The organism is Photobacterium sp. GB-72 (assembly GCF_003026095.1).
GTDB lineage: Bacteria > Pseudomonadota > Gammaproteobacteria > Enterobacterales > Vibrionaceae > Photobacterium.
Genome location: NZ_PYNV01000021.1, coordinates 23,319 through 44,413, shown reverse-complemented (window position 1 = coordinate 44,413; position 21,095 = coordinate 23,319). Strand labels below are relative to the sequence as shown.

Annotated in this window: 18 protein-coding genes; 12 read left to right on the top strand and 6 right to left on the bottom strand. The window is 38.6% G+C overall.

The annotated features are described in order from the left end of the window. Nucleotides 1–140: 140 nt before the first annotated feature. The 6 genes from C9J40_RS18825 to C9J40_RS18800 all read left to right on the top strand — a co-directional run bounded on the left by C9J40_RS18825 (nt 141) and on the right by C9J40_RS18800 (nt 7,572). Entirely contained in the window at nt 141–2,222 is a 2,082-nt protein-coding gene (locus C9J40_RS18825; protein WP_107247663.1) for a methyl-accepting chemotaxis protein, read from the top strand. 93 nt (nt 2,223–2,315) lie between these two features. Continuing rightward, nucleotides 2,316–3,041, top strand: coding sequence for a tRNA-uridine aminocarboxypropyltransferase (locus C9J40_RS18820; protein ID WP_107247662.1), 726 nt, complete (start codon nt 2,316–2,318; stop codon nt 3,039–3,041). Between the two features lie 232 nt (nt 3,042–3,273). Further along, entirely contained in the window at nt 3,274–4,182 is a 909-nt protein-coding gene (gene nagK, locus C9J40_RS18815; RefSeq protein WP_107208253.1) for an N-acetylglucosamine kinase, read from the top strand. Nucleotides 4,183–4,313: 131 nt separating this feature from the next. Further along, nucleotides 4,314–4,643 (top strand): hypothetical protein, encoded by a 330-nt coding sequence (locus tag C9J40_RS18810; protein WP_107247661.1) that lies wholly within the window; start codon nt 4,314–4,316, stop codon nt 4,641–4,643. Nucleotides 4,644–4,785: 142 nt separating this feature from the next. Continuing rightward, nucleotides 4,786–6,069 (top strand): DEAD/DEAH box helicase, encoded by a 1,284-nt coding sequence (locus C9J40_RS18805; protein WP_107247660.1) that lies wholly within the window; start codon nt 4,786–4,788, stop codon nt 6,067–6,069. Nucleotides 6,070–6,255: 186 nt separating this feature from the next. Then, nucleotides 6,256–7,572 carry a GGDEF domain-containing protein gene (locus C9J40_RS18800; protein WP_107208256.1) on the top strand — a complete coding sequence of 439 codons (1,317 nt, stop codon included), beginning with the start codon at nt 6,256–6,258 and terminating at the stop codon, nt 7,570–7,572. Between the two features lie 63 nt (nt 7,573–7,635). On the opposite strand, the gene C9J40_RS18795 is transcribed toward C9J40_RS18800, so the two are convergent. The 4 genes from C9J40_RS18795 to C9J40_RS18785 form a co-directional block, all read right to left on the bottom strand. Further along, nucleotides 7,636–9,048, bottom strand: coding sequence for a basic amino acid/polyamine antiporter (locus C9J40_RS18795; protein WP_107208257.1), 1,413 nt, complete (start codon nt 9,046–9,048; stop codon nt 7,636–7,638). A gap of 194 nt (nt 9,049–9,242) precedes the next feature. Then, a complete protein-coding gene (locus C9J40_RS18790) occupies nt 9,243–9,704 on the bottom strand; it encodes a SulA-like leucine-rich domain-containing protein (protein WP_107208258.1) in 462 nt (153 codons plus the stop codon). A gap of 760 nt (nt 9,705–10,464) precedes the next feature. After that, on the bottom strand, nt 10,465–10,617 hold the full coding sequence (locus C9J40_RS22175) for a hypothetical protein (protein ID WP_199187151.1): 153 nt from the start codon (nt 10,615–10,617) through the stop codon (nt 10,465–10,467). 146 nt (nt 10,618–10,763) lie between these two features. Continuing rightward, nucleotides 10,764–11,483 carry a sulfite exporter TauE/SafE family protein gene (locus tag C9J40_RS18785; protein ID WP_107208259.1) on the bottom strand — a complete coding sequence of 240 codons (720 nt, stop codon included), beginning with the start codon at nt 11,481–11,483 and terminating at the stop codon, nt 10,764–10,766. Nucleotides 11,484–11,684: 201 nt separating this feature from the next. Between C9J40_RS18785 and bla the strand changes: the two genes are divergently transcribed. Together bla and C9J40_RS18775 are read left to right on the top strand one after the other, a co-directional pair. Beyond that, a complete protein-coding gene (bla, locus tag C9J40_RS18780; protein WP_107208260.1) occupies nt 11,685–12,572 on the top strand; it encodes a class A beta-lactamase in 888 nt (295 codons plus the stop codon). A gap of 158 nt (nt 12,573–12,730) precedes the next feature. Next, a complete protein-coding gene (locus C9J40_RS18775; RefSeq protein ID WP_107208261.1) occupies nt 12,731–13,273 on the top strand; it encodes a prepilin-type N-terminal cleavage/methylation domain-containing protein in 543 nt (180 codons plus the stop codon). Between the two features lie 43 nt (nt 13,274–13,316). Here C9J40_RS18775 and C9J40_RS18770 read toward each other — a convergent pair whose 3' ends face one another. Together C9J40_RS18770 and C9J40_RS18765 are read right to left on the bottom strand one after the other, a co-directional pair. After that, a complete protein-coding gene (locus C9J40_RS18770) occupies nt 13,317–14,180 on the bottom strand; it encodes a MurR/RpiR family transcriptional regulator (RefSeq protein ID WP_107247659.1) in 864 nt (287 codons plus the stop codon). Between the two features lie 28 nt (nt 14,181–14,208). After that, a complete protein-coding gene (locus C9J40_RS18765) occupies nt 14,209–15,480 on the bottom strand; it encodes an amino acid deaminase (protein ID WP_107247658.1) in 1,272 nt (423 codons plus the stop codon). 177 nt (nt 15,481–15,657) lie between these two features. On the opposite strand from C9J40_RS18765, the gene C9J40_RS18760 reads away from it, so the two are divergent. The 4 genes from C9J40_RS18760 (at nt 15,658) to C9J40_RS18745 (ending at nt 21,039) form a co-directional block, all read left to right on the top strand. After that, a complete protein-coding gene (locus C9J40_RS18760) occupies nt 15,658–17,109 on the top strand; it encodes an amidohydrolase family protein (protein WP_107247657.1) in 1,452 nt (483 codons plus the stop codon). Nucleotides 17,110–17,152: 43 nt separating this feature from the next. Then, nucleotides 17,153–17,545: a RidA family protein gene (locus tag C9J40_RS18755; RefSeq protein ID WP_005368015.1), complete on the top strand. Its 393-nt coding sequence runs from the start codon at nt 17,153–17,155 to the stop codon at nt 17,543–17,545. 100 nt (nt 17,546–17,645) lie between these two features. After that, nucleotides 17,646–18,590: a sugar kinase gene (locus tag C9J40_RS18750; protein ID WP_107247656.1), complete on the top strand. Its 945-nt coding sequence runs from the start codon at nt 17,646–17,648 to the stop codon at nt 18,588–18,590. 58 nt (nt 18,591–18,648) lie between these two features. Further along, nucleotides 18,649–21,039 carry a family 20 glycosylhydrolase gene (locus C9J40_RS18745; RefSeq protein ID WP_233220335.1) on the top strand — a complete coding sequence of 797 codons (2,391 nt, stop codon included), beginning with the start codon at nt 18,649–18,651 and terminating at the stop codon, nt 21,037–21,039. The last annotated feature ends 56 nt before the right edge of the window (nt 21,040–21,095 follow it).

Here is a 21,095-nt window from a genome sequence, read left to right as displayed (position 1 = left end):
TAAAATAAATAATTGAAATATTTCTTTAACAATTAATTATTACCTTAATGCTCCATAGAGAGTATTCATAATATTAATAATTGGTAGTTAGCATTTTGCTTTTTACTTTTCTCTCTTAACAATGTTCTGAGGATAGGTTAATGAAGCAAGCACATCGCGCAAAAAAATTATCTGTTGTTTTAAGAATTCAGTTTGTTTTAGCAATACTGGTAACAATCAGTCTTACGCTTTCTTTTTCGGGTAATAATGGATTAAATAACATGACCCGAGAGTTTGATGTATTAAGCAACCAAGCGGTGCCAGTATCATTAAAAAACGCCGCGATTGTGACAAGTGCATTAGAAGTTGAGCAAAGCTTAAGTGATATGTTGATGAGTAATAATGAACAGTCACTGAATCAAACATTTGCTATTTATAAGAATATGCATAGCCAAGGTGAAGATGCAGGTAAAGAGTTAGAGATACTAGCAAAAACTTATAAGATAAACTGGTTAAAACAATATGCAGAAAAATACTTGTCTGAAGTTGAATCCATTAATCAATTAGCGTTTGATATTTATTCCATTCAAAAAGAAATTATTCTAAATAAAGAAAAGCTAGCAACTGAGCGCTCAACGATGAACTATGCGGTTTCATCTGTTCGTTCGGAAATGAGTCGTGTTGGTATAACGTTATATTCTGATAACGAGTATGCGATGAGTAATGTCACTAACTTTTTAAATCATGCTGTAGAGTTAAGCGGTAACTTGATGCTGTTAGTAACAGAACCTGATTTGGTTAAAGCAAAGTTGATAGCAAAAGATCTTAAACGTACGAATTTATCAGGGATGAAATATGCTTGGGGTGAATTGGTACGTGAAAATGGTGCGATAAATGATTTTTCAAGCCTCACTGTGCCATTTGAAATGGTAAAAAAGTTATTTGCCAAACAGGGATATATTGAACGTTATTTAAATGTATTGAAACTCAATGAAGAACAAAGCATTAAATATACCGAAGTTAAACACCAAACTAGTTTGATTATGGATTTACTCCAAGTGATTACCCAGCAATCACATGGCTTAATTAAAAATGGTGAAAATGGTTTTACACATGCAAGCAATGATGCACGACAAATGTTCCTAATTTTTAGCATCATTGGGTTAATTATTTCAGTGCTTGCAGGAACGTGGATAAGCCGCGTAGTGAAAAAGTCGATTGAACATATTAGTGACGTTGTAAATAAAATTAGTGAGGGGAATTTAACGGTTAAGGCAAATACTAATGCTGCTAGTGAATTTGCTCAGTTAGCACAAGTGCTCAACGATCTGTGTGAACATGATAGAGAATCACTACAGCAGTTAATTACTAACAGTAATGAGTTAACCAGTGCTGCTGAATTAAGCATGCACGCTTCTACAACTTCGCGTGTTGCGCTACAAAATCAAAGTGAGGAATTGGCTGTTGTAACAACATCGATGACACAACTTGAAGGATCTATTCGAGAGATCTCGCAAAGTAGCTCTGAATCAGAAAAACAAGCGCAAAAGGCTCAACAATTAGCTTTAAATGGTGTTGGGATTATTGAGTGCAGTACTCAAGGCTTATTAGCATTAGAAGAGCAATTCGCTATTAATGAAAAGCGAATGCAAGAGTTAGATAATTACGTAAAAGAAATTACAGAAGTCGTGGAGCTTATAAGTTCTATCGCGAATAACACTAACTTACTGGCTTTAAATGCAGCCATTGAAGCAGCAAGAGCGGGAGAACAAGGCCGTGGGTTTGCTGTTGTTGCAGATGAAGTTCGTCAATTGGCAAGTGAAACGAATCAACAAACAGAGTCTATTCGCAATACGATAGCCTCGCTTCATAAAGCGGCTGATGACGTCAATGAAGCGATGTTAGTGAGTCGTAAAGAAATGATGTCGTCTATTGAACGTAGCAGTGATGTGCAACAAGCTATAAATTTGATCAAAAATACTATTTCAGATATCAATCAACAAATGGTGACGATTGCCGTCGCGACACAACAACAAGAACGAGCGTCACAACATGTTGCCCAAAATTTGGAGCAGGTTGCAAGTCGTGCTCAACAAAATAATCACCAGCTTGATACGCTTGTTGATGAAGCTGAACGTGTCGCTGTCATCGCGCAACAACAACAAGGTATGTTGAGCCGTTATCATTTGGAAGATGAAAATGATCCCGTCTTAACATTTGAAACGCCAGTATCGACTAATTAATAATCAGAGACGAACTGGATAGAGTTAATTTTTGTATGTTGCGCATGGTATTCGGTAGAATGCGGCAGTTCATTTTGTCTCAGGTTATCCTTCATGCGCATACATGCTGTACATACTTTATATGACGAACGTTTAGCGCGTTCGACTCGTCCATTTTTAGCTCGCGGTTGTAAAGTTGAGCGTTGTCGTCAATGTATGCTGCGAACTCATCTTTGTATTTGTGAGTATCGACCATTAGCAACATCGAATGCTGCGTTTCTACTCATCATGTTCGATGACGAGATCTTAAAACCAAGCAATACAGGCCGTTTGATTGCTGATGTTTTTGAAGATACCTTCGCTTATATTTGGTCTCGTACTGAACCGAATACAGAGATGTTAGCACTGCTTAATGATCCACAATGGCAACCTTATGTGGTTTTTCCTGCTGAATATGCAGAGCCTGAACGTGTTGCCGAAAACGTTGAGCTGCCAGACGGCAAACGTCCATTATTTATCATGCTGGATGGTAGTTGGGCTGAAGCAAAAAAAATGTTTCGTAAAAGTCCTTACTTAAATAATTTCCCAGTCTTATCGATAAACCCTGATAAACCATCACGTTATAAAATGCGTGAGGCGTCTAAGGATAACCAATTAGGTACAGCAGAAGTTGCTGCTAAAATTGTTGATTTATTTGGTGAGCATGAAAATGCTGAAATGTTAGACCTGTGGTTTGATGTATTTCGTGAAAATTACATCACAGGTAAAATGAATCGACTATTGCCTGATGACTCTGCCTTAAAAACACTTCAAAGTTTTATGCTTGAGTACGGAAATTAAATGTAAACGTTACCTTGTCACTTGTTGTTAATGAGAGAGGTTGTCATTTAATCAGTGATGATTATGTAATTTAGCTAAATTTTTTCTTTAAACGAGATCTTTACACCTCATCATGAGGCTAAATTTGCTATTAGTCACAGATAGAGTGGTGCTTAGTGTGGATAATTTTCAAAGTAGTGAAAGTTTTGTACACTGGTCGGGTGTTGTTGAGCATTATTTGTGAGGTTATAGGATGTACTACGGCTTTGATATCGGCGGTACCAAAATTGAATTTGGGGCATTTAATGAAAAGCTTGAGCGTGTAGCAACAGAGCGTGTGGCAACACCAGGTGATGATTACAATAAGTTAATCGATATAGTTGTTACTTTGGTTCAACAAGCCGATGAAAAATTTGGTTGTGAAGGCTTGGTAGGCATCGGTATTCCTGGTATTGAAGATGCACGAAATGGCGTTGTATTAACGTCTAATATTCCTGCTGCAAAAGGGCGCACGTTACGTGCAGACTTAGAAGCGAAACTGGGTCGTAAAGTGGCACTTGATAACGATGCGAATTGTTTTGCATTATCTGAAGCGTGGGATGATGAACATAAAGATTCGCCATCAGTACTAGGTTTGATCCTTGGTACTGGCGTTGGCGGTGGTATGGTATTTGATGGCAAGGTGTTTTCTGGTCTAAACCATGTAGGTGGTGAACTAGGCCATGCTCGATTACCGTTAGATGCATGGTTATTTTTAGGTGAAAATGCACCGTTACTCGGTTGTGGATGTGGTCAAAAAGGCTGTATTGATAATTATCTTTCGGGTCGTGGTTTTGAATTGTTATACCAGCACTATTACGGTGAAAAGTTAAAAGCAATTGAAATTATTGGTCATTATCGTGAAGGTGAAGAAAAAGCAGTTGAGCATGTAGAACGTTTCTTAGAGTTGCTTGCTATCTGTTTCGCTAATATCTTTACTGGTTTAGATCCGCACGTTGTGGTACTTGGTGGTGGTTTATCTAATTTTGATGTTATTTACGATGAATTACCAAAGCGTTTACCTAAATATTTATTGTCTGTAGCTGTTGCGCCAAAAGTAGTGAAAGCAAAATATGGTGATGCGGGTGGCGTACGTGGTGCGGCATTCTTAAATATAAAATAATATTTTTTAGATTCAATCAAAAGGGCTCTTATAGAGCTCTTTTTTGTTAAACGAGCCTCATAATTTTACCTCTGTTTAAAATTCTTATTTTTAAATTGCTAGTATGGATATACTTTTATAAGGAAATGAATATGGATATTGCAGAGCTTGAGCAGGAATTAAAAAAAATCTCGCAGCCTTATGAGATAAAATCTTATGGTTTAGACATTAAGTTTGGCTTTCTATTAGGCCGTTTTTCAGTGTATTACGATAAGAAACGCGACGATTTACGATTTGGTTCGCCATTGAGGTGGATATTAGTTTTAATTTCATTCAGTGCATTAGGCTATCTTATGATGAGCTTCGACTATTCTCCACTAGGAGCATCTTTCCTGTTTATCACTGTGATTATCAATTTTGTTTTTGTTACTATCAGAGAACTGCGAATTTATAGAATAAAAAAACAGCTCTATATCCAATAACATCCTTTCTATAAATCTGCATTGTTGATAATTTTTATATATTGTTTCAATTGATAAAAGATCGCTTATTTCCTTTTATGGTAGACTCACGGTTCTTACTTGTATCGAAAGTTATAAGTGTTTTTACTGTTAGGAAATCATTATGTCGTTTCAATCCCTAAACCTTCATCCCAATTTGTTAAAAGCATTGACTGAATTAGGTTATTCAACACCTACAGATGTGCAGCAACAAGCAATTCCATTGGCATTGAAAGGTGACGATGTAATGGCAGGTGCACAAACTGGCACAGGTAAAACAGCAGCATTTGCACTTCCACTATTACAACGCTTAATGACGTTACCATCGCAAGCTGAGCAGGTGTCGACAGCGGTCGAAAATAATCAGAAGTCACGTAATAAAATTCGTGCTTTAATTTTGACTCCAACACGAGAATTAGCTCAACAAGTATTTGATAGTATTACAACGTATGCCAAATATACCGAGTTAAAAGTGGCGGTTGCTTATGGCGGTACGAGTATGAATGTACAAGTTAAAGCCTTAAATGCAGGCGCTGAAATTTTAGTCGCGACACCTGGACGTTTACTTGATCACGTCTTTAATGGTTCTGTCTCTTTATCTGAAGTTGAAACGTTTGTATTAGATGAAGCAGATCGTATGTTAGACATGGGGTTCATTGTTGATATTCAACGTATTATGAAGCGAATGCCGGCAGAACGTCAGACATTATTTTTCTCTGCTACTTTTTCAAAGCAAGTTAAAAAGCTAGCATTTGATATTCTTACCAACCCTAAAATGGTAGAAGTAACGCCAGCAAATACTGCTGCGGAAACCGTTGAACAAATGGTTTACCCTGTTGATAAACATCGTAAAGCTGAATTACTTGCGTATTTAATTGGTTCTCGTAATTGGCGACAGGTATTGGTTTTCACTAAAACTAAGCAGGGCTCTGATCAGTTAGCAAAAGATTTGGGTTTAGATGGTATTAAAGCGTCATCGATCAATGGTGACAAAAGCCAAGGTGCGCGCCAACGTGCATTAGATGATTTTAAATCAGGTAAGACTCGTGTATTAGTCGCAACTGATGTTGCTGCCAGAGGTCTGGATATTGAGCAACTTGAATATGTAGTTAACTTTGATATGCCTTTCAAAGCTGAAGATTATGTTCACCGTATTGGTCGTACAGGCCGAGCAGGAATGACTGGTCATGCAATTACTTTGATGAGCCTTGATGAAGAATGGGCATTAAAAGCGATTGAAGAGTTATTAGATAGCCGTCTACCACAGCAATGGTTAGAAGGCTATGAGCCTAATCCTGAATTAATAGAAACACAATCTGTTCACCGTGGTGCAGCAGCTGAAAAGCGACGAGCAAAGTCGAAAAGTAGAATCCACCAGAATAGAGGTAAGCATAGAAATCGTCGCTAATATACGGTGAGGCAATAATGATAAATTCAAGATAACTTATTGTTTTATTAGTGTTAATGCTTTGCACTGAAAGTATAATAAGGCTTACATATTAATGATTATTCTATTGTTATAATCGGTAAGCTTTGTTAGTTTTACTACTAAATTATATGCATATTTTTTTCTTTAATTGTCTCTGAGGTTTTCATGACAGGTTTAATAAAACCAGTCCGTTACACTATATTATTTCTAGTTATTTTTACCTGTATTGTTTATGGGTGGTTTATGCTTGGTGGCGCAAAGAAAGAGTACATTGTGTCTCCTGTAAATAGTACATACAAAATTATTGATGATAAAGGACAGAATGGTGCAACAGAATCGTCTTTATATATAGATAGGAATGGTGCATTACTTGAATGTGATATCGTTAATAAAGCGCAATGGCCTTTTTGTGAAATTGCGATATCACTAACAGACTCAGTTGATAAAGGTATTGATCTTAGTGATTATGATAGTGTTGGGATTGATATTGATTATGACAGCCCTTTAGAGGGAGAAAGAGTTCGTATTTATTTACGTAATTATGATTCAGCTTACGCGAAGTTATCAGATCCTATTTCTCTAAAGTTTAATGCAATTGAGTATGCCCCTGGAGAGGATAAAGGGCTAGTTGTATTTCCTCTTCGTTCTTTCCAAGTTTTATCATGGTGGATAGCTGATTACGAAGTGCCTGTTGATAAATCAAGTCGACAGTTTGATAACATTTCAATCATTGAAGTTGCTACAGGCAGTTATGTAAAAGAAGCGAATTATTCCATTAGATTAAATAAGCTGGTTTTTTATGGTGAAAGGATCACTGAACAAGCGTTAGTAAAAATATTGTTATCGCTTTGGGTAGTAACAGCAATATCTTTTATCATTATTGATCGCATTTATCTAAGAAAAAAGATTAAAGAAACAGAAGAACGTACACAACGTTTACGTGCTGCTAACCGTACTTTGTACGAGAAAAGCTTGGTGTTTGAAGAGTTAGCATTTACGGATCCCTTGACGCGAACTCGTAATAGACATGAAATTAATGAATGGTTAGCAGAGGTAACAACACACTCAATTGTTAATAATATTTCTTTTTCAATGATATTTATCGATATTGACTACTTTAAACAAGTGAACGATAAGTATGGCCATCGCTTAGGTGATGAAGTATTACGACGATTTGCAAGTTTGATCAATAAGCGTGTACGAAAATCTGATGTATTTGCTCGTTGGGGAGGAGAAGAATTTGTGATTTTTTGCCCAGCAACACCTTTAGGTGCTACCGCAGAACTGGCTGAATCAATACGTGAATGTATAGAGAGTGCTGTATGGGATAACGGTATGAAAGTTACCTGTAGTTTAGGTGTAGCAGAACTTGAGAATGAAGATTATAGCCACTTTATTGAACGTGCTGATGAGGCCTTAATGAAGGCTAAAGAGCGTGGTAGAAATCGTGTTGAGATAGCTTGGAATGAACGACAGTTATAAGTTAAACAGATGATGTGAAAAAAGCCGTGTTGATTTTATTAACACGGCTTTTTTAGTTGCAATTTAGATGACTAACTTTCCTGTTACAAGTAAGTAGATACCAAACGCTGAAATGGTAATAAGGAATAAAACAAAATAGATTTCTCTACCTACAAAAATAGGCTTATTTTGTTCTCGTTTTGCTTTAATAAAGAAAAACACTCCAGGTAAATACAAAATTGCAGACAACAGCAAATGGTGCAAACCAGATGCGTAGAGTAGCCAGATACCGTATACGGTTGCAAAGATACCAACCCAGAGTAAAGAACCTCTATTTTTAGTTTGTATCGCTATTTTTAACGTATAAGCAGCAACTAAAAAGTAGGGGATCAAAATCATTTCAGAGGCAATGACCAAAATGCTATTGTAGGTTCCACCTGCAAAAGTCACTACAAATAAAGATACCTGAATACAAATAGTCGTTAGGTTTAATGAAGTAACGGCAGTACCGGCTTCATTTTGTTTCTTATAAATTTTAGGAAATACATTATTATTAGCGGCAAGGAACGGTGCTTCTGTTGCTAAAACCGTCCAGCTAAGGAATGCACCACATACAGAAATAAGTAAGCCACAGCCAATTAGAACGGCTCCCCACGGTCCTAAAATGTGTTCTAATATTTTAGCCGTTGATGGATTTTGTAATTTTGCGAGTTCAGGAGTGCTGATAATACCCATAGAAAGAAGCGTTACAAAAATATAGATAATAAGCGCTGTTAATAGACCGAGAATAGTTGCTCGACCAATATCTTTCCGATCGCGAGCTCGTGATGAAACAACGACGGCACCTTCAACACCAATAAATACCCATACTGTGATTAACATAGTCGATTTTACTTGATCAAGTAGGTCATGTTTGGAACCAAACTCAATGCCAGTAAAATCAAAAATGAATGTGTGCCATTTGAAGGCAAGCATGGTAAAGAAGACAAATAAGAATAGAGGTACTAATTTAGCGATGGTTGTTACCATATTAATTTTTGCTGCTGTTTTAACACCTCGCAAAATTAAGAAGTGGACGAGCCATAAAATAATAGAAGCGCCAACAACAGATTGCCACGTATTACCAAGCCCAAAAATAACATCATTAGGTTTATCGAAAAACATGCCTAATGTGCTAAAGACAATCACTAAATATGAGACATTTGCTAGCATTGCACTTAGCCAGTAACCCCATGCGGAACAAAATCCGATGTAGTCACCAAAACCAGCTTGCGCATAGCCAAATACACCACTATTAATTTCAGGTTTTATAATTGTAAGGTATTGAAATGATAGGGCGAGAAAGATCATGCCAATACCAGTGATCATCCATCCTATCATTACAGCCGCTGGACTTGCAACGAGTGCCATATTCTGAGGAAGGCTAAATACGCCGGCACCAATCATTGAGCCGATCACGAGTGCTGTTAGCGCCCCTAATCCAAGCTTATTATCCATGTTGTAACCTAATCTTTAATTATCATATATATAAGATTATATGGTCTTTTTATGTACCTAAAAACCATTATCTTAATAAAATGATAGTTTGTATGTTTATTTGGGATGGAACAAGGGGAATTATTTAAACTTATTAACGTTATCCTCATTAAAATTACGTCACTGTAACCATTTTGTTACGATCTTAGTCCATGTTAATGCACAGTTAAGTGGGTTGTTGTATTTTTATTTAGTACAAATGCCATCGCATGTCCGCTGGTCGCTGCAGAGTATATAAGGGGAGTATCAAATTGTTCGATTTCACCAGCAACAATAACAGCACTGCAATTTCCCATTTCTAATGCCTTCACCATTAAATTATGTTTACTTTGATGAACAGGTGTTTTTAACAGCAAGACCTTGTTGATGTCGATACCTGCATTTTTCAATAATGACTTATCGATTAAGGCATCATAGCCAATAAACATGATCCAACGATTTTCACTATTCGCTTTTTTTAATAGTCGTAAGAAATAGGCTAATTGAGTTTGCTGCTCTGCACTATAACTCACTTCAATTGGTTGTCCGACCGCAGCAGAAAGAGGTTGCTGGGTTGAATCTGCTGCAAATGTTGACTTGTAAACTTGTGAAGCAGTAATTGATGAGTGGTAGTTCATTAGTGCTTTCCTCAACTAGTGGTTATATATACATACTGTATGTGTGTACAGTAGTTTTATTTAGCTCCTGATGCAAGTGTTTTTTGTGTGATCTTTTTATATCTTGTGTGGTTTTTTATAGGTGGCGTTCGAATTCAAATTAATTTAAATATCTGATTTTAAATGAATATTTAAGTATGTTTTATTTGTGTTATTTTGTTTTATGAAAACTGAAAATTATCAATAGTTAAAATATTGCGCTATGTCACAGGTGTTTATACAGTAATTCATACAGTGTTTTGTACAGTGGTTGGGTTAAAAACAGTTACAGTATTAAATCGGTTAATTGACTGTTGAGGCTGCTGTGGATGTTTAATCAGCGTAATTAATGTAGTAATGGGAATAGAAGATGGCTCTGTGCGCATTCGTCACGGTATTGCTTATAGCCGATGTATAGTTATGTGGATTGTTGGTTTGTTATTAATCTAGATAAAAGCATTACTGATAGGACATTTATGTGTATTTAGAAAGGCTTGCAAGAAGGTTAATAGGTTAATGAGATCTAATGCGGGAGAGGCGATTACTTACTTTTGTAGTCTCAGGTGATGGGAAAATAACATAGTTAGGATATGCTCTATGCATTTACCCTAACTATAATTATCAATTGAATTGCCAACATATTTTCAGATAAATAAAACAATAGTTCTTGAATAGAGTTGGCTTGATATGATGAGAGAATTAAGCACCTATTATTTAGATGCTTAATTCTAAAGTAACTAGACTATAAACAATATGCGACAATCGCTTTTTCGTAAGTAAAGCCTGTGTCATTTTCAACCCAGCACTCAATACAGCTACCTTCAATATCATCTGCCGTGATGCAGTCTTCAACAATACCGAACTTTCCATTCGTTAAGGCAACAACAATATCCATATTATACCTCTTAAATAACTGATAAAAATTAATGTTTGTTAACATATGTTTATCAAGTTGTATCGGTAATGGTCAATCATTTTGTTTGGTTTAATTGATACTGTGGGTACTAATCTTAGTGATATGTGATATTGAATACATATTTACTAGTGGATACTTTCATAGATGGCAATGATACCGCAAATTAAGCACAGGATAAGAGCAGCGTAGCGTATTTTTTCTTTCGGCAGAGACTGGGTAGTCTTGAGCGCTAACCAATATCCCAGCCATGCACTTGGGATTAAAGGGAGGGTGATCCAAAGTTTATCAAAAGAAAGAAAGCCGACAGGAATTTGTGCCGCTAAAGAAACAATAGAACTAAAGACAAAGAATGCTGATAGGTTACCACGTAATTGATTGGCTTCTTGATGTTGCAACAATATCGCCATTGGCGGCCCACCAATGGCGGAGCTTGTACCGAATAAGCCTGAGAAGAAGCCTGCAATAACCATTCTACGAGGCGTCGGTTCAATCCGATAAGGTAAGATACTCACAACCACTGCAAGTAGTACCAGTAAACCAATCCACAATGTTAGGACATGAGCCGAAACATAAACAAGTAAAGCCGCACCTGCAATAGAGCCAGGTACCCGCCCTAAAATGGCCATTTTTAAACCACCAAGTTCAATACTACTGCGATGTTTTAAGGCGTTAAGTAATGAGATAAATAATGCAATAAGGCAAATAGGGGCAGGGACGTATTGTGGAGCATAAACAATTAAAATAGGTGCAGAAACAATCGCTAAACCAAAGCCGATAGCTGTTTGGACATAAGATCCGACAAAGATTGCTGCAATCGCAAGTAAGGTGGTAGGTTCAATAGTCATTATATTTATGTAGTAGCTTGAATATGGGTGGTTACGGAGATTATGTAAATACTAAATCAAACTAATACTAATAATGCATAAAGTAAAATAGTAAATGAAAATATAGGTGGTTATCCAATTTTAATTAACTTTATGTCGCAAACGTTACTTTTAATGGATTTTTTTACTGATAAAATGTGAAAGCTATTATCAGAGGTATACATGCGTTATTTATCAAAAAAAATATCAAAACACATTATTGGTTCAGTATTAATGGGCTCTCTTTTGGGCTTTTCTAGCGTGAGCCTAGCGGAAAACATCACAGTTAATTCAGCAATTGAACATGCTGAAAAGCAATTAGGTGCAAGAATTGGTGTTTCAGTCGTTGATGGCAAAGGAAAGCAGTTGTTTGGCTATAACAGCGATCAACGTTTTCCATTAATGAGTACCTTTAAAACACTTGCTTGTGCAAAGTTACTACATGATAACCAAATCAATGATGGCATGATGGATAAAACCTATCTGATCAACGCCGATACAATTTTAGATTATGCGCCAGTATTTCAAGACAAAGTCGGCACAGAGGTGTCATTAAAAGACGCGTGTTTTGCCACCATGACAACCAGTGATAATTCAGCGGCGAATTTAGTACTAAGTCATATTGGTGGCCCAGTAGGCGTAACGACATTTTTAATTGATAGTGGTGACAATGTAACAAGGTTAGATCGTATTGAACCATTACTCAATGAGGCAACACCAGGTGATGAGCGTGATACCACTACACCTTATGCAATGAATAAAACGATTAGCAATTTAGTATTAGGTAATGCTTTAAATGCGTCTTCAAAACAACAACTGAAAGACTGGATGAAAGCCAATAAAGTTTCAAATGGCTTGTTGCGTTCAGTCTTACCAAAAGGGTGGGAAATTGCAGATCGCTCAGGCGCTGGTGGCCATGGTTCACGTGGTATTACTGCTGTGGTATGGAACGAACAAAAACAACCGTTAGTGATCAGTATTTATCTAACAGGTACTAAAGCGAGTATTCCTGAGCGTGATAAAGAAATAGCTCAAATTGGTCAGGCTATTTTGCAGCATTTTGGGGCTTAAAACACAGGAATACGAAAGCACAATGTAATTTATGTTGTGCTTTTATGATCTATTGATATTGCTAACGTTTTTCCAACACTTTGTTTGCTATTCATTGCTCAGTCAATAGGATGGAAATATACGACACAAAAAACTGATGTACATAAAGGATAACGATAGTGAAAATTAGAGGGTTTAGTCTTATTGAACTAGTTATCATCATCGTTATTGTTGGAATTATTGCTGTTTTCGTCGCCCCTAAGTTTTTAAATATCAGTAGAGATGCTCGCATTGCTTTATTAAAAGGAGTGAAATCTTCACTGATAACGGCAAGTGATTTTGTCCATACGCGCGCCATAGTTCTTGGTGTTGAGCATGATCCTAACAAGTCAGTGATAGATGCAGGTGATGTTGATATTGAAATTGTTATGGGTTATCCAACCGGGCATTGGATGCATAGCATGCGTTACTTATTGACCTTGAATGATGTAATGTATACCAGTGGTAGAGATACCCAATGTCAGGCTGAGTGGTGTGGTTTGGGTAATCAAGGTACAATACCTAGTGGTCAAATCTCAGCATTACCAGCAGGCAATACCACACCTAAAGTCGGTAAAATATTTCCTCGTGGTTTTAGTTATAACGATCAGTGTGGCGTTTACTTTGTAAATTATTACGATGGTGAACCACCTGTTGTCGGTATTGAAGATAAAGATTGTTAACCCAGTATTTTCCCTTTAAACAGCCACATAGATATTTCTCTTATTAATCTCCAAGCGGTTGTCTCTCTAAACCACCTCGATGAGCATCAAGGGCTATTTTTAATCGTCGCAGTTTGTCTCTTGAACGTCGTTTGTTTTTAACTGCAATGGCCATTGATATGACATCAACCAGTGCTAGCATGGCGTAGCGTGATGCTGATGGTTTATAGATAAAGTCTGTTTCTTGATGTTTAATTGGTAGCACTAAACTAGCTAGTTCCGCGAGTGGGGTATTATTCGGGGTTATAGCAATAATCTTTAAGCCGTACTCTTTGGCTAACTGCGCGGTTTCAACCACGATTGGTGTGTAACCGGTAGATGAAATCATCACTAAAACATCATTACTTTCGGCGGTTGCGGCTATCATTCGTGATAACAGCCCATCGTTGTAAGCCACAACAGGGTAGCCTAATCTAAATAGACGGTGCTGCATTTCTTGTGCGGCAATTGTTGAACCGCCGCCCATTCCAATAGCGATGATCTGCCGAGCGTTGTGTAACCAATCAGCAGCGGTATCAATATCTTTTTCGACAATTAAACTGCGGTTTACATCTAACGACTGTTTGATTGATTCATAAATACCTTGATAACCACTTTGATCCGGTGGCTCTAGAATAAATCGCTGACCGACAGATAAGCTTTGCGCGAGTTTAATTTTCATGTCACGCACGTTCTTACATCCAATCGCTTTAGCAAAACGAGTAATAGAAGCTTCACTAACATCAGCGCCTTGTGCTAATTCAGTAATACTGGCATTGGCTGCGCTTTGGATGTCATCCATAATCCATTGTGCGACCTTCTTTTCGGCATCACGAAGGGCATTATAACGCTCTGTTATTTGAGAAATAATATCGACATCTACACTCATATTGTTTTCCTCTTATTAATTAGTACGTTTAAAACCATGTTCTTACCCAGTGAGTGACGCGATCGTTATCATCAGATACTGCGACAGCACGCCATTTATCAAAGGTTAGGCAAGGGTGAGAAGTTGAAAATACGAGGACATCACCTACTTGTAGATCGCAATCACTTGAAACAGAGAGAAAAGCATGTTGATCCATCACAGCCGTTGTTTTTACCTGATCAAAAACAACAGGTTCACCATTACGATAAGCGCGTTCAAGAATAGGTAATCCTGCATCAAAAGCAGCATCACGCTTGCCAAAGCCGACAATCACTTTATTCGGCTCTGGTCGAGAGACCACATACGCCCAAAGCTCCAGTGCTGATGCTAAATCACCACCTAAATCACATGCTATTCCCTGATTTTTTTCAGCACGCTGCATGACTTGATGTTGCGCATCAAGATAAATGCCCGTGTCATGGATGGCATAACAACCGGGACGAATAACAGCCTCTAACTCTTGCTGCTTATTAAAACATTCAGCAACAATGTCATACCAAGCAGAGCCCGCACCTGTGACTAATGGCATTCCTTGAATGAGGTGTTCTTGCTGTAATTGGATGGTGATTGCAATAGTACGATTGAGAAAGTCTCTGACTCGTTGTTCTGCATCATCGCCATGAATAACCCCTTCGTAGACTTCAATACCTTTTAAGTTTAAGTGGGGGCTTTGGTGAATAAGTTGAGCTAACGCCATGACTTCTTGCGCTGTACGACAACCACAACGACCGCCATCAACACCCATTTCAATTAATATATTCAGTTTTTGATCATGGCTGGCAAAGAAGTCTTCCAAGGCTTCAACATTGCGTCTTGAGTCGACGCAACAATAAAAGTCTACATCATAATCTTTGATTAATTGTGAAATGATCATCATGTTTGCGCGACCCACTAATTGATTCGCCATAATGATATTTTGTGCCCCACTGAGTACGGCTATTTGGGCTTGAGCAGGACTTGCAATAGTGATGCCCCACGCGCCGTGTTCAAGTTGTTGGCGGAAAAAGGCTGGGGTCATGGTCGTTTTACCATGAGGTGCCAATTTCACGTTATGGTGATTCGCAAATTGTTGCATCCACTGAAGGTTATTATCCAGTAAAGAGGCTTTAATTACTGCTGCAGGTAAGGCGATTTCTTCATCAATAAGGCTGTAATTCCGATTTGACTCAGCCGTAATTGGTTGCGATTTATCACCAAAACTTGGCGTAGTAAAACAGTTATCATGATAGTTTTTATCGTATTCAAAGAGATTTTTATCCATGCATCACCTTTTCTAACATAAGTTAAGTTGTTGATACTTATTTTATAAATGTATAAAAGGGTAAGTTACGTGTTAGAAACTATCAAACAATTGTTACCTTTTTGTGTGTTTTATCACTGATTAAAATCCGCGTTTCTTTACTATGTCTACATCTTATAAATTTAGAGCGTGCTCAATATGCTGTGCGATACCATCATTAAAAAAGCAGTCATTGTTGACGGTACTGGCGCGGCATCGTTCATTGCGGATGTCGCTATTTGTCAGGATCGTATTCAAGCGATTGGTCAATTAGATGGTTATGACGCTAAGCAAATTATTCACGCTGAAGGATTGGTGTTGTCACCGGGTTTTATTGATGTACATACCCATGATGATACCAATGTGATCCGTGCTCCTGAGTGTCTTTCTAAAATTAGCCAAGGTGTCACAACCGTGATAGTGGGCAATTGTGGCATTAGTGCAAGCCCCACGATTTTGAAAGGAGAGCCACCGGAGCCAATGAACTTATTGGGAAAAAAAGACGATTTTCAATATTCAACCTTTGGCGATTATGTAAAGGCGGTGCAAGCTGCGGAGCCAGCAGTGAATGTTGCAGCCTTGGTGGGGCATACCACATTACGCAATAACGTAATAGATGATTTGCAACGTACTGCCACAAATGAAGAAATTGAATCTATGCGCGAGAGCTTAGCTCAAGCGATGAAGCAAGGTGCATTGGGATTAAGCTCCGGTTTAGCTTACCAAAGTGCAAAAGCTGCCACCGCAGATGAAGTCATGAGGTTGGCAACTGTGCTAAGTCAATATGGTGGTATATATACAACCCATATGCGTACAGAGTTTGAAGCGATCATCAGTGCGATGGAAGAAGCCTTTGAAACAGGAAAGCATGCGCAAGTACCTGTGGTTATATCTCACTTAAAATGTGCAGGAGCTGGTAACTGGGGGCGCACGGTAGAAGTGTTATCCTTGATGGATAAAGTCTCAGAATATCAAGATATTGCTTGTGATTGTTATCCATATTCAGCCAGTTCATCAACGCTAGATTTAAATCAAGTTACGGATGATTTTGATATTTTTATTACTTGGTCAGAACCCAAACCAGAACTCGCAGGTAAAACCCTAAAGGTGATAGCTGAAGAGCTGAATCTTTCATTATTAGAAGCAGCAAGAGCATTACAACCGGCAGGGGCTGTTTATCACTGTATGGATGAAGACGATGTAAAACGAGTTTTAAAATATAAATTGACCATGGTGGGGTCTGATGGCTTACCGAATGATCCGAAGCCACACCCTCGTTTATGGGGAACGTTCCCGCGAGTGTTAGGTCAATACTGTCGTGAAGAACAGTTATTTTCATTAGAAGAAGCGGTTCATAAAATGACGGGAATGTCGGCGAATCGATATCAATTAAAAGATCGTGGTGAAATAAAAATAGGGGCGTTTGCTGATTTAGTTTTATTTGATCCTGATACCATAAAAGATACAGCCACATTTCAAAACCCAATATCTATTGCTAAGGGTATAGAAAGCGTCTTTGTAAATGGACAATTAACCTATTCAAATGGCAACGTCAGTGGCACAAGGAAAGGCGTATTTTTATTTAGAAGTAGCACCCAAGAAAATAATTAAAAAAACATATTTAAAGAATAACTAGTTATCGGTGGAGAGTCGTATGTCAATCAAACGTTATGGTGTAGAAGGTGGGGTAGGTACTGGAGGTCAACACTTGCCATTTGCTCGCGCAACTGAGGCTGGAGGGTTTCTTTATGTCTCTGGTCAAACACCGATGATTGATGGTGAGGTAGTAGAAGGCGGAATCGTTGACCAGTCTCGTTTAGCGATCCAAAACTGTATCGATATCATGGACGAAGCAGGCTATACCCTTGCCGATGTAATGCATGTAAAAGTCGTGCTTACTGATGCTCGTTATTTCCAATCATTCAATAAAGTGTTTCGTGAATTTTTTGGTGAACATCCACCAGCACGTATTTGCATGGTGTGTGATTTGGTTGTTGATGTAAAAGTCGAAGTCGATGTGACTTGTTACCGAGAAGACCGCCGCTAACCCTAGATTTAAGCTTTATTTGGAGTGCCTAAATGCCATCTCTTCGATTATTTAGGCGCTCTTTTTTTATTTATATCATTACATATCGAGTTTTCAATTGATGCTTAACTCCGCTGAAACCAAGATTGCATTTTTTGGTGAGTGTATGATCGAACTAAGCGGCGATCCTATTCGTAAAAGCTTTGGTGGCGATACATTAAATACTGCGCTTTATCTTTCACGATTAACTTGCCAGCACTCAGTACATGTTTCTTATGCGACAGGATTAGGTGTCGACACATTATCTCAAGAGCTGCTGGAAACATGGCATCTAGAAGGAATCCACACCAATTTAGTTGAAATCTTCGCTCAGCAATTACCCGGTTTATACATGGTACAAACGGATAAAACGGGTGAGCGGAGTTTTCTCTATTGGCGAGATAACTCGGCAGCAAAACGCTATTTCTCAACCTCATCACTGAATAAATTAGAAATTGCATTACAAGATAAGCAATACGATTACTTTTACCTGAGCGGTATTAGTCTTGCCATTTTAGACCAAGCAAGCCGCTTACGACTTAAAAACCGGCTTGAAGCTTTTTCGCAAACAGGTGGAAAGATCATCTTTGATAATAACTATCGCCCTCAATTATGGTCGAGCGAAGAAGCGCAACATTGGTATAGCCAAATCTTACCGCTGGTTGATATCGCGTTAATCACACAAGACGATGATGTATTGGTGTGGGGAGATGATGAAAGCGTTGCTGCTCGTTGTTTACGCATGGGCTGTCATGAAATAGTGATAAAACGAGGGAGTGAACCTTGCCAGCTTATTTGGCGCCAAGATCAGCTTGTTCAGCGTGCTGATGTTGCGACAGAGCAGGTGAGCAATGTGATTGATACTTGTGCAGCAGGTGACTCTTTTGCTGCAGGCTATTTAGCTGGGCGAGTTACAGGGAAAAGCCATCAAGACTCAGCAAAGTTAGGACATGCTTTAGCGGCAATTGTGATCCAACATTCAGGCGCCATTATCCCCAACGATATAATGCGACATTTAATTTTATAATTACCTGAGATCATAAAAATGTCTTTCCTTGTTCCACGTTTCTAATGGTTGCATAGCAATGACGCCAAATAGCGATTTAAATTTAATGCCTTATCCACAGAGAGTGGAGCGTAAACAAGGCATAGTCACGTTGGATAAATCCTTTGCTATTTATATCAAAGGTTACGATTCGCCTCGTGTACAATTTTACGCCAAAAGAATCATGGAGCGACTTTATCGTCAGACAGGGTTGCCCATGTTGAACTGGCAAGCACAATCTGAACAAGACGCGACGTTAGTGATTAATATTCATCATCGCCCCAAATCGGATGTTCAGAACATTAATAGTGACGAGTCTTACACGCTTGATGTTGGCAACGGTAAAATTGTGATTAATGCAGCGCAGCATTATGGTGTATTTCGTGGCTTAGAAACTCTGCTTCAAATAGTTTCTACGGATGCTACTGGTTATTTTTTTCCTGCTGTTTCTATTCAAGATAGGCCACGCTTTCCTTGGCGTGGGGTATCTTATGATACATCAAGACATTTCATTGAGCTTGATGTGATCCTTCGTCAATTAGATGCAATGGCATCAGCCAAACTCAATGTTTTTCACTGGCATCTATGGGACGATCAAGGCATACGTATTCAACTCGATAAATACCAAAAACTTTGGCGTGACACGACCGATGGTGATTTCTATAGCAAAGCTCAGATTCGTCAGGTTGTCGATTATGCGCGTAATTTAGGTATTCGTGTTATTCCAGAAATATCATTACCAGGTCATGCATCTGCGGTGGCTCATGCTTACCCTGAATTAATGTCTGGCATAGGAAAGCAACAATACCCTCAGCAACGTGGATGGGGAGTATTTGAACCTTTAATGGATCCTACTAATCCAGAACTTTATGCAATGCTAGCGAGTGTGTTTGATGAAGTTGTTGCCTTATTTCCTGATGAGTATTTCCACATAGGCGGGGATGAGCCTAACTATAAACAATGGCGTGACAACCCGAAAATTCAGCAGTTTATTAAAGAGCATCATATTGATGGTGAACGCGGTTTACAGTCTTATCTTAATACTAAAGTAGAGCAGATGCTGGCAGAGCGCGGTAAGAAAATGATCGGGTGGGATGAAATTTGGCATAAAGAGTTACCCAAATCGATAGTGATCCAAAGCTGGCAAGGTCATGACAGCATAGGCCGTGCCGCAAAAGAAGGGTATCAAGGTATTCTTTCTACGGGGTATTACCTTGATCAGCCACAACCGACAAGCTATCACTATCGAAACGATCCTATGCCTAAAGGGAGCACGGTGGATGACAAACTTCGTCAAGGCGAGGTATTCGAGACTTATGATTGGGTAAAGCCAAGAAGCAAAGATGGCCCACGTAAAGGTAACTTAACTATTATTACCGCTGCTGATGGCAGTTATCGGGCGTTTACAGACTACAACGGTAAGTCTCGTGAAGAGGTATACATTCTTATGTATGTGCCAGGCGTTAAATTCCGAGGTTATTTCGATAACTTCATGTCATACACCGAATTTAATTACGATTTTTCCAATGACAAACTTGCAGACAGCAGTTATCAGTTAATCGGTAATGTGCGCTGGCCTGCAACAGGGCAACTTATTGCAAGTAGTGATATAAAAGGCAGTCAGATCCCAGAACCTAATGGGGGCTATCCAGCAGAATTAACTGAAAAAGAACAAGCATTGATTTTAGGTGGTGAAATCACAATATGGGGCGAAAACCTTGATTCTATGACGATTGAACACCGTTTATGGCCGCGAAGTTACGCAATTGCAGAGCGTTTGTGGTCAAGCCAAGCGTTAACTGATGAGCGCAGCATGTATAAGCGGATGAAAGCAATCGATACGTGGTCAGAGATATCTGTTGGGTTACGCCATCATGCAGATGCAAACATGATGCTAAAACGTCTTGCTAATGGTGCTGATTCAAGCCCGTTACAAACCTTAGCCAAGTACGTTGAGCCAGCCCAATATTATGCACGTCATTGGGAGAAGTGGAATTCGACACCAACGAAAGGCGATTTATATAACCAGTATGAGCGTTTAAATCGCTTTGCGGATGCATTGCCTGTTGAAAGTTTGGCAGTGTATGAGATGAACGATCTGGTTTCACGTATTAATAAGGGGGATATGTCAGCCCTTGCTACGCTAAATATGCATTACTTAACCGTTAAGTTAGCCGCGCAGCAAGCAAAACCAATTTTTGCTAACAATATTGCTGCTGTAAATACTCTGCCTATGACGGATGCTGTTATAGCGGTTGCAGAACTCGGTATGAACCTGATTGATAAAATAAAACAGGGATGTCAGTTATCAGAGCAAGAGGTAGCGGCTTATCATCAAATTATTGATAAAAATGCCGTCATATTTGACGAAACCATCGTTGCTATCGTCTCGCCAACTAAGCAGTTACTTCACATTTTAGAAAATCATTAAAAGAAGTCGTTGCCGTCTGTTTATTCAGGCGGCATTTTAATGATTGATAACGGATT

Bases quoted from the DNA above. Each gene is read 5' to 3' on its own strand.
- C9J40_RS18825 (WP_107247663.1), top strand. From the start codon at position 141: ATGAAGCAAGCACATCGCGCAAAAAAATTATCTGTTGTTTTAAGAATT.
- C9J40_RS18820 (WP_107247662.1), top strand. From the start codon at position 2,316: ATGCGCATACATGCTGTACATACTTTATATGACGAACGTTTAGCGCGT.
- nagK (WP_107208253.1), top strand. From the start codon at position 3,274: ATGTACTACGGCTTTGATATCGGCGGTACCAAAATTGAATTTGGGGCA.
- C9J40_RS18810 (WP_107247661.1), top strand. From the start codon at position 4,314: ATGGATATTGCAGAGCTTGAGCAGGAATTAAAAAAAATCTCGCAGCCT.
- C9J40_RS18805 (WP_107247660.1), top strand. From the start codon at position 4,786: ATGTCGTTTCAATCCCTAAACCTTCATCCCAATTTGTTAAAAGCATTG.
- C9J40_RS18800 (WP_107208256.1), top strand. From the start codon at position 6,256: ATGACAGGTTTAATAAAACCAGTCCGTTACACTATATTATTTCTAGTT.
- C9J40_RS18795 (WP_107208257.1), bottom strand. From the start codon at position 9,048: ATGGATAATAAGCTTGGATTAGGGGCGCTAACAGCACTCGTGATCGGC.
- C9J40_RS18790 (WP_107208258.1), bottom strand. From the start codon at position 9,704: ATGAACTACCACTCATCAATTACTGCTTCACAAGTTTACAAGTCAACA.
- C9J40_RS22175 (WP_199187151.1), bottom strand. From the start codon at position 10,617: ATGGATATTGTTGTTGCCTTAACGAATGGAAAGTTCGGTATTGTTGAA.
- C9J40_RS18785 (WP_107208259.1), bottom strand. From the start codon at position 11,483: ATGACTATTGAACCTACCACCTTACTTGCGATTGCAGCAATCTTTGTC.
- bla (WP_107208260.1), top strand. From the start codon at position 11,685: ATGCGTTATTTATCAAAAAAAATATCAAAACACATTATTGGTTCAGTA.
- C9J40_RS18770 (WP_107247659.1), bottom strand. From the start codon at position 14,180: ATGAGTGTAGATGTCGATATTATTTCTCAAATAACAGAGCGTTATAAT.
- C9J40_RS18765 (WP_107247658.1), bottom strand. From the start codon at position 15,480: ATGGATAAAAATCTCTTTGAATACGATAAAAACTATCATGATAACTGT.
- C9J40_RS18760 (WP_107247657.1), top strand. From the start codon at position 15,658: ATGCTGTGCGATACCATCATTAAAAAAGCAGTCATTGTTGACGGTACT.
- C9J40_RS18755 (WP_005368015.1), top strand. From the start codon at position 17,153: ATGTCAATCAAACGTTATGGTGTAGAAGGTGGGGTAGGTACTGGAGGT.
- C9J40_RS18750 (WP_107247656.1), top strand. From the start codon at position 17,646: ATGCTTAACTCCGCTGAAACCAAGATTGCATTTTTTGGTGAGTGTATG.
- C9J40_RS18745 (WP_233220335.1), top strand. From the start codon at position 18,649: ATGACGCCAAATAGCGATTTAAATTTAATGCCTTATCCACAGAGAGTG.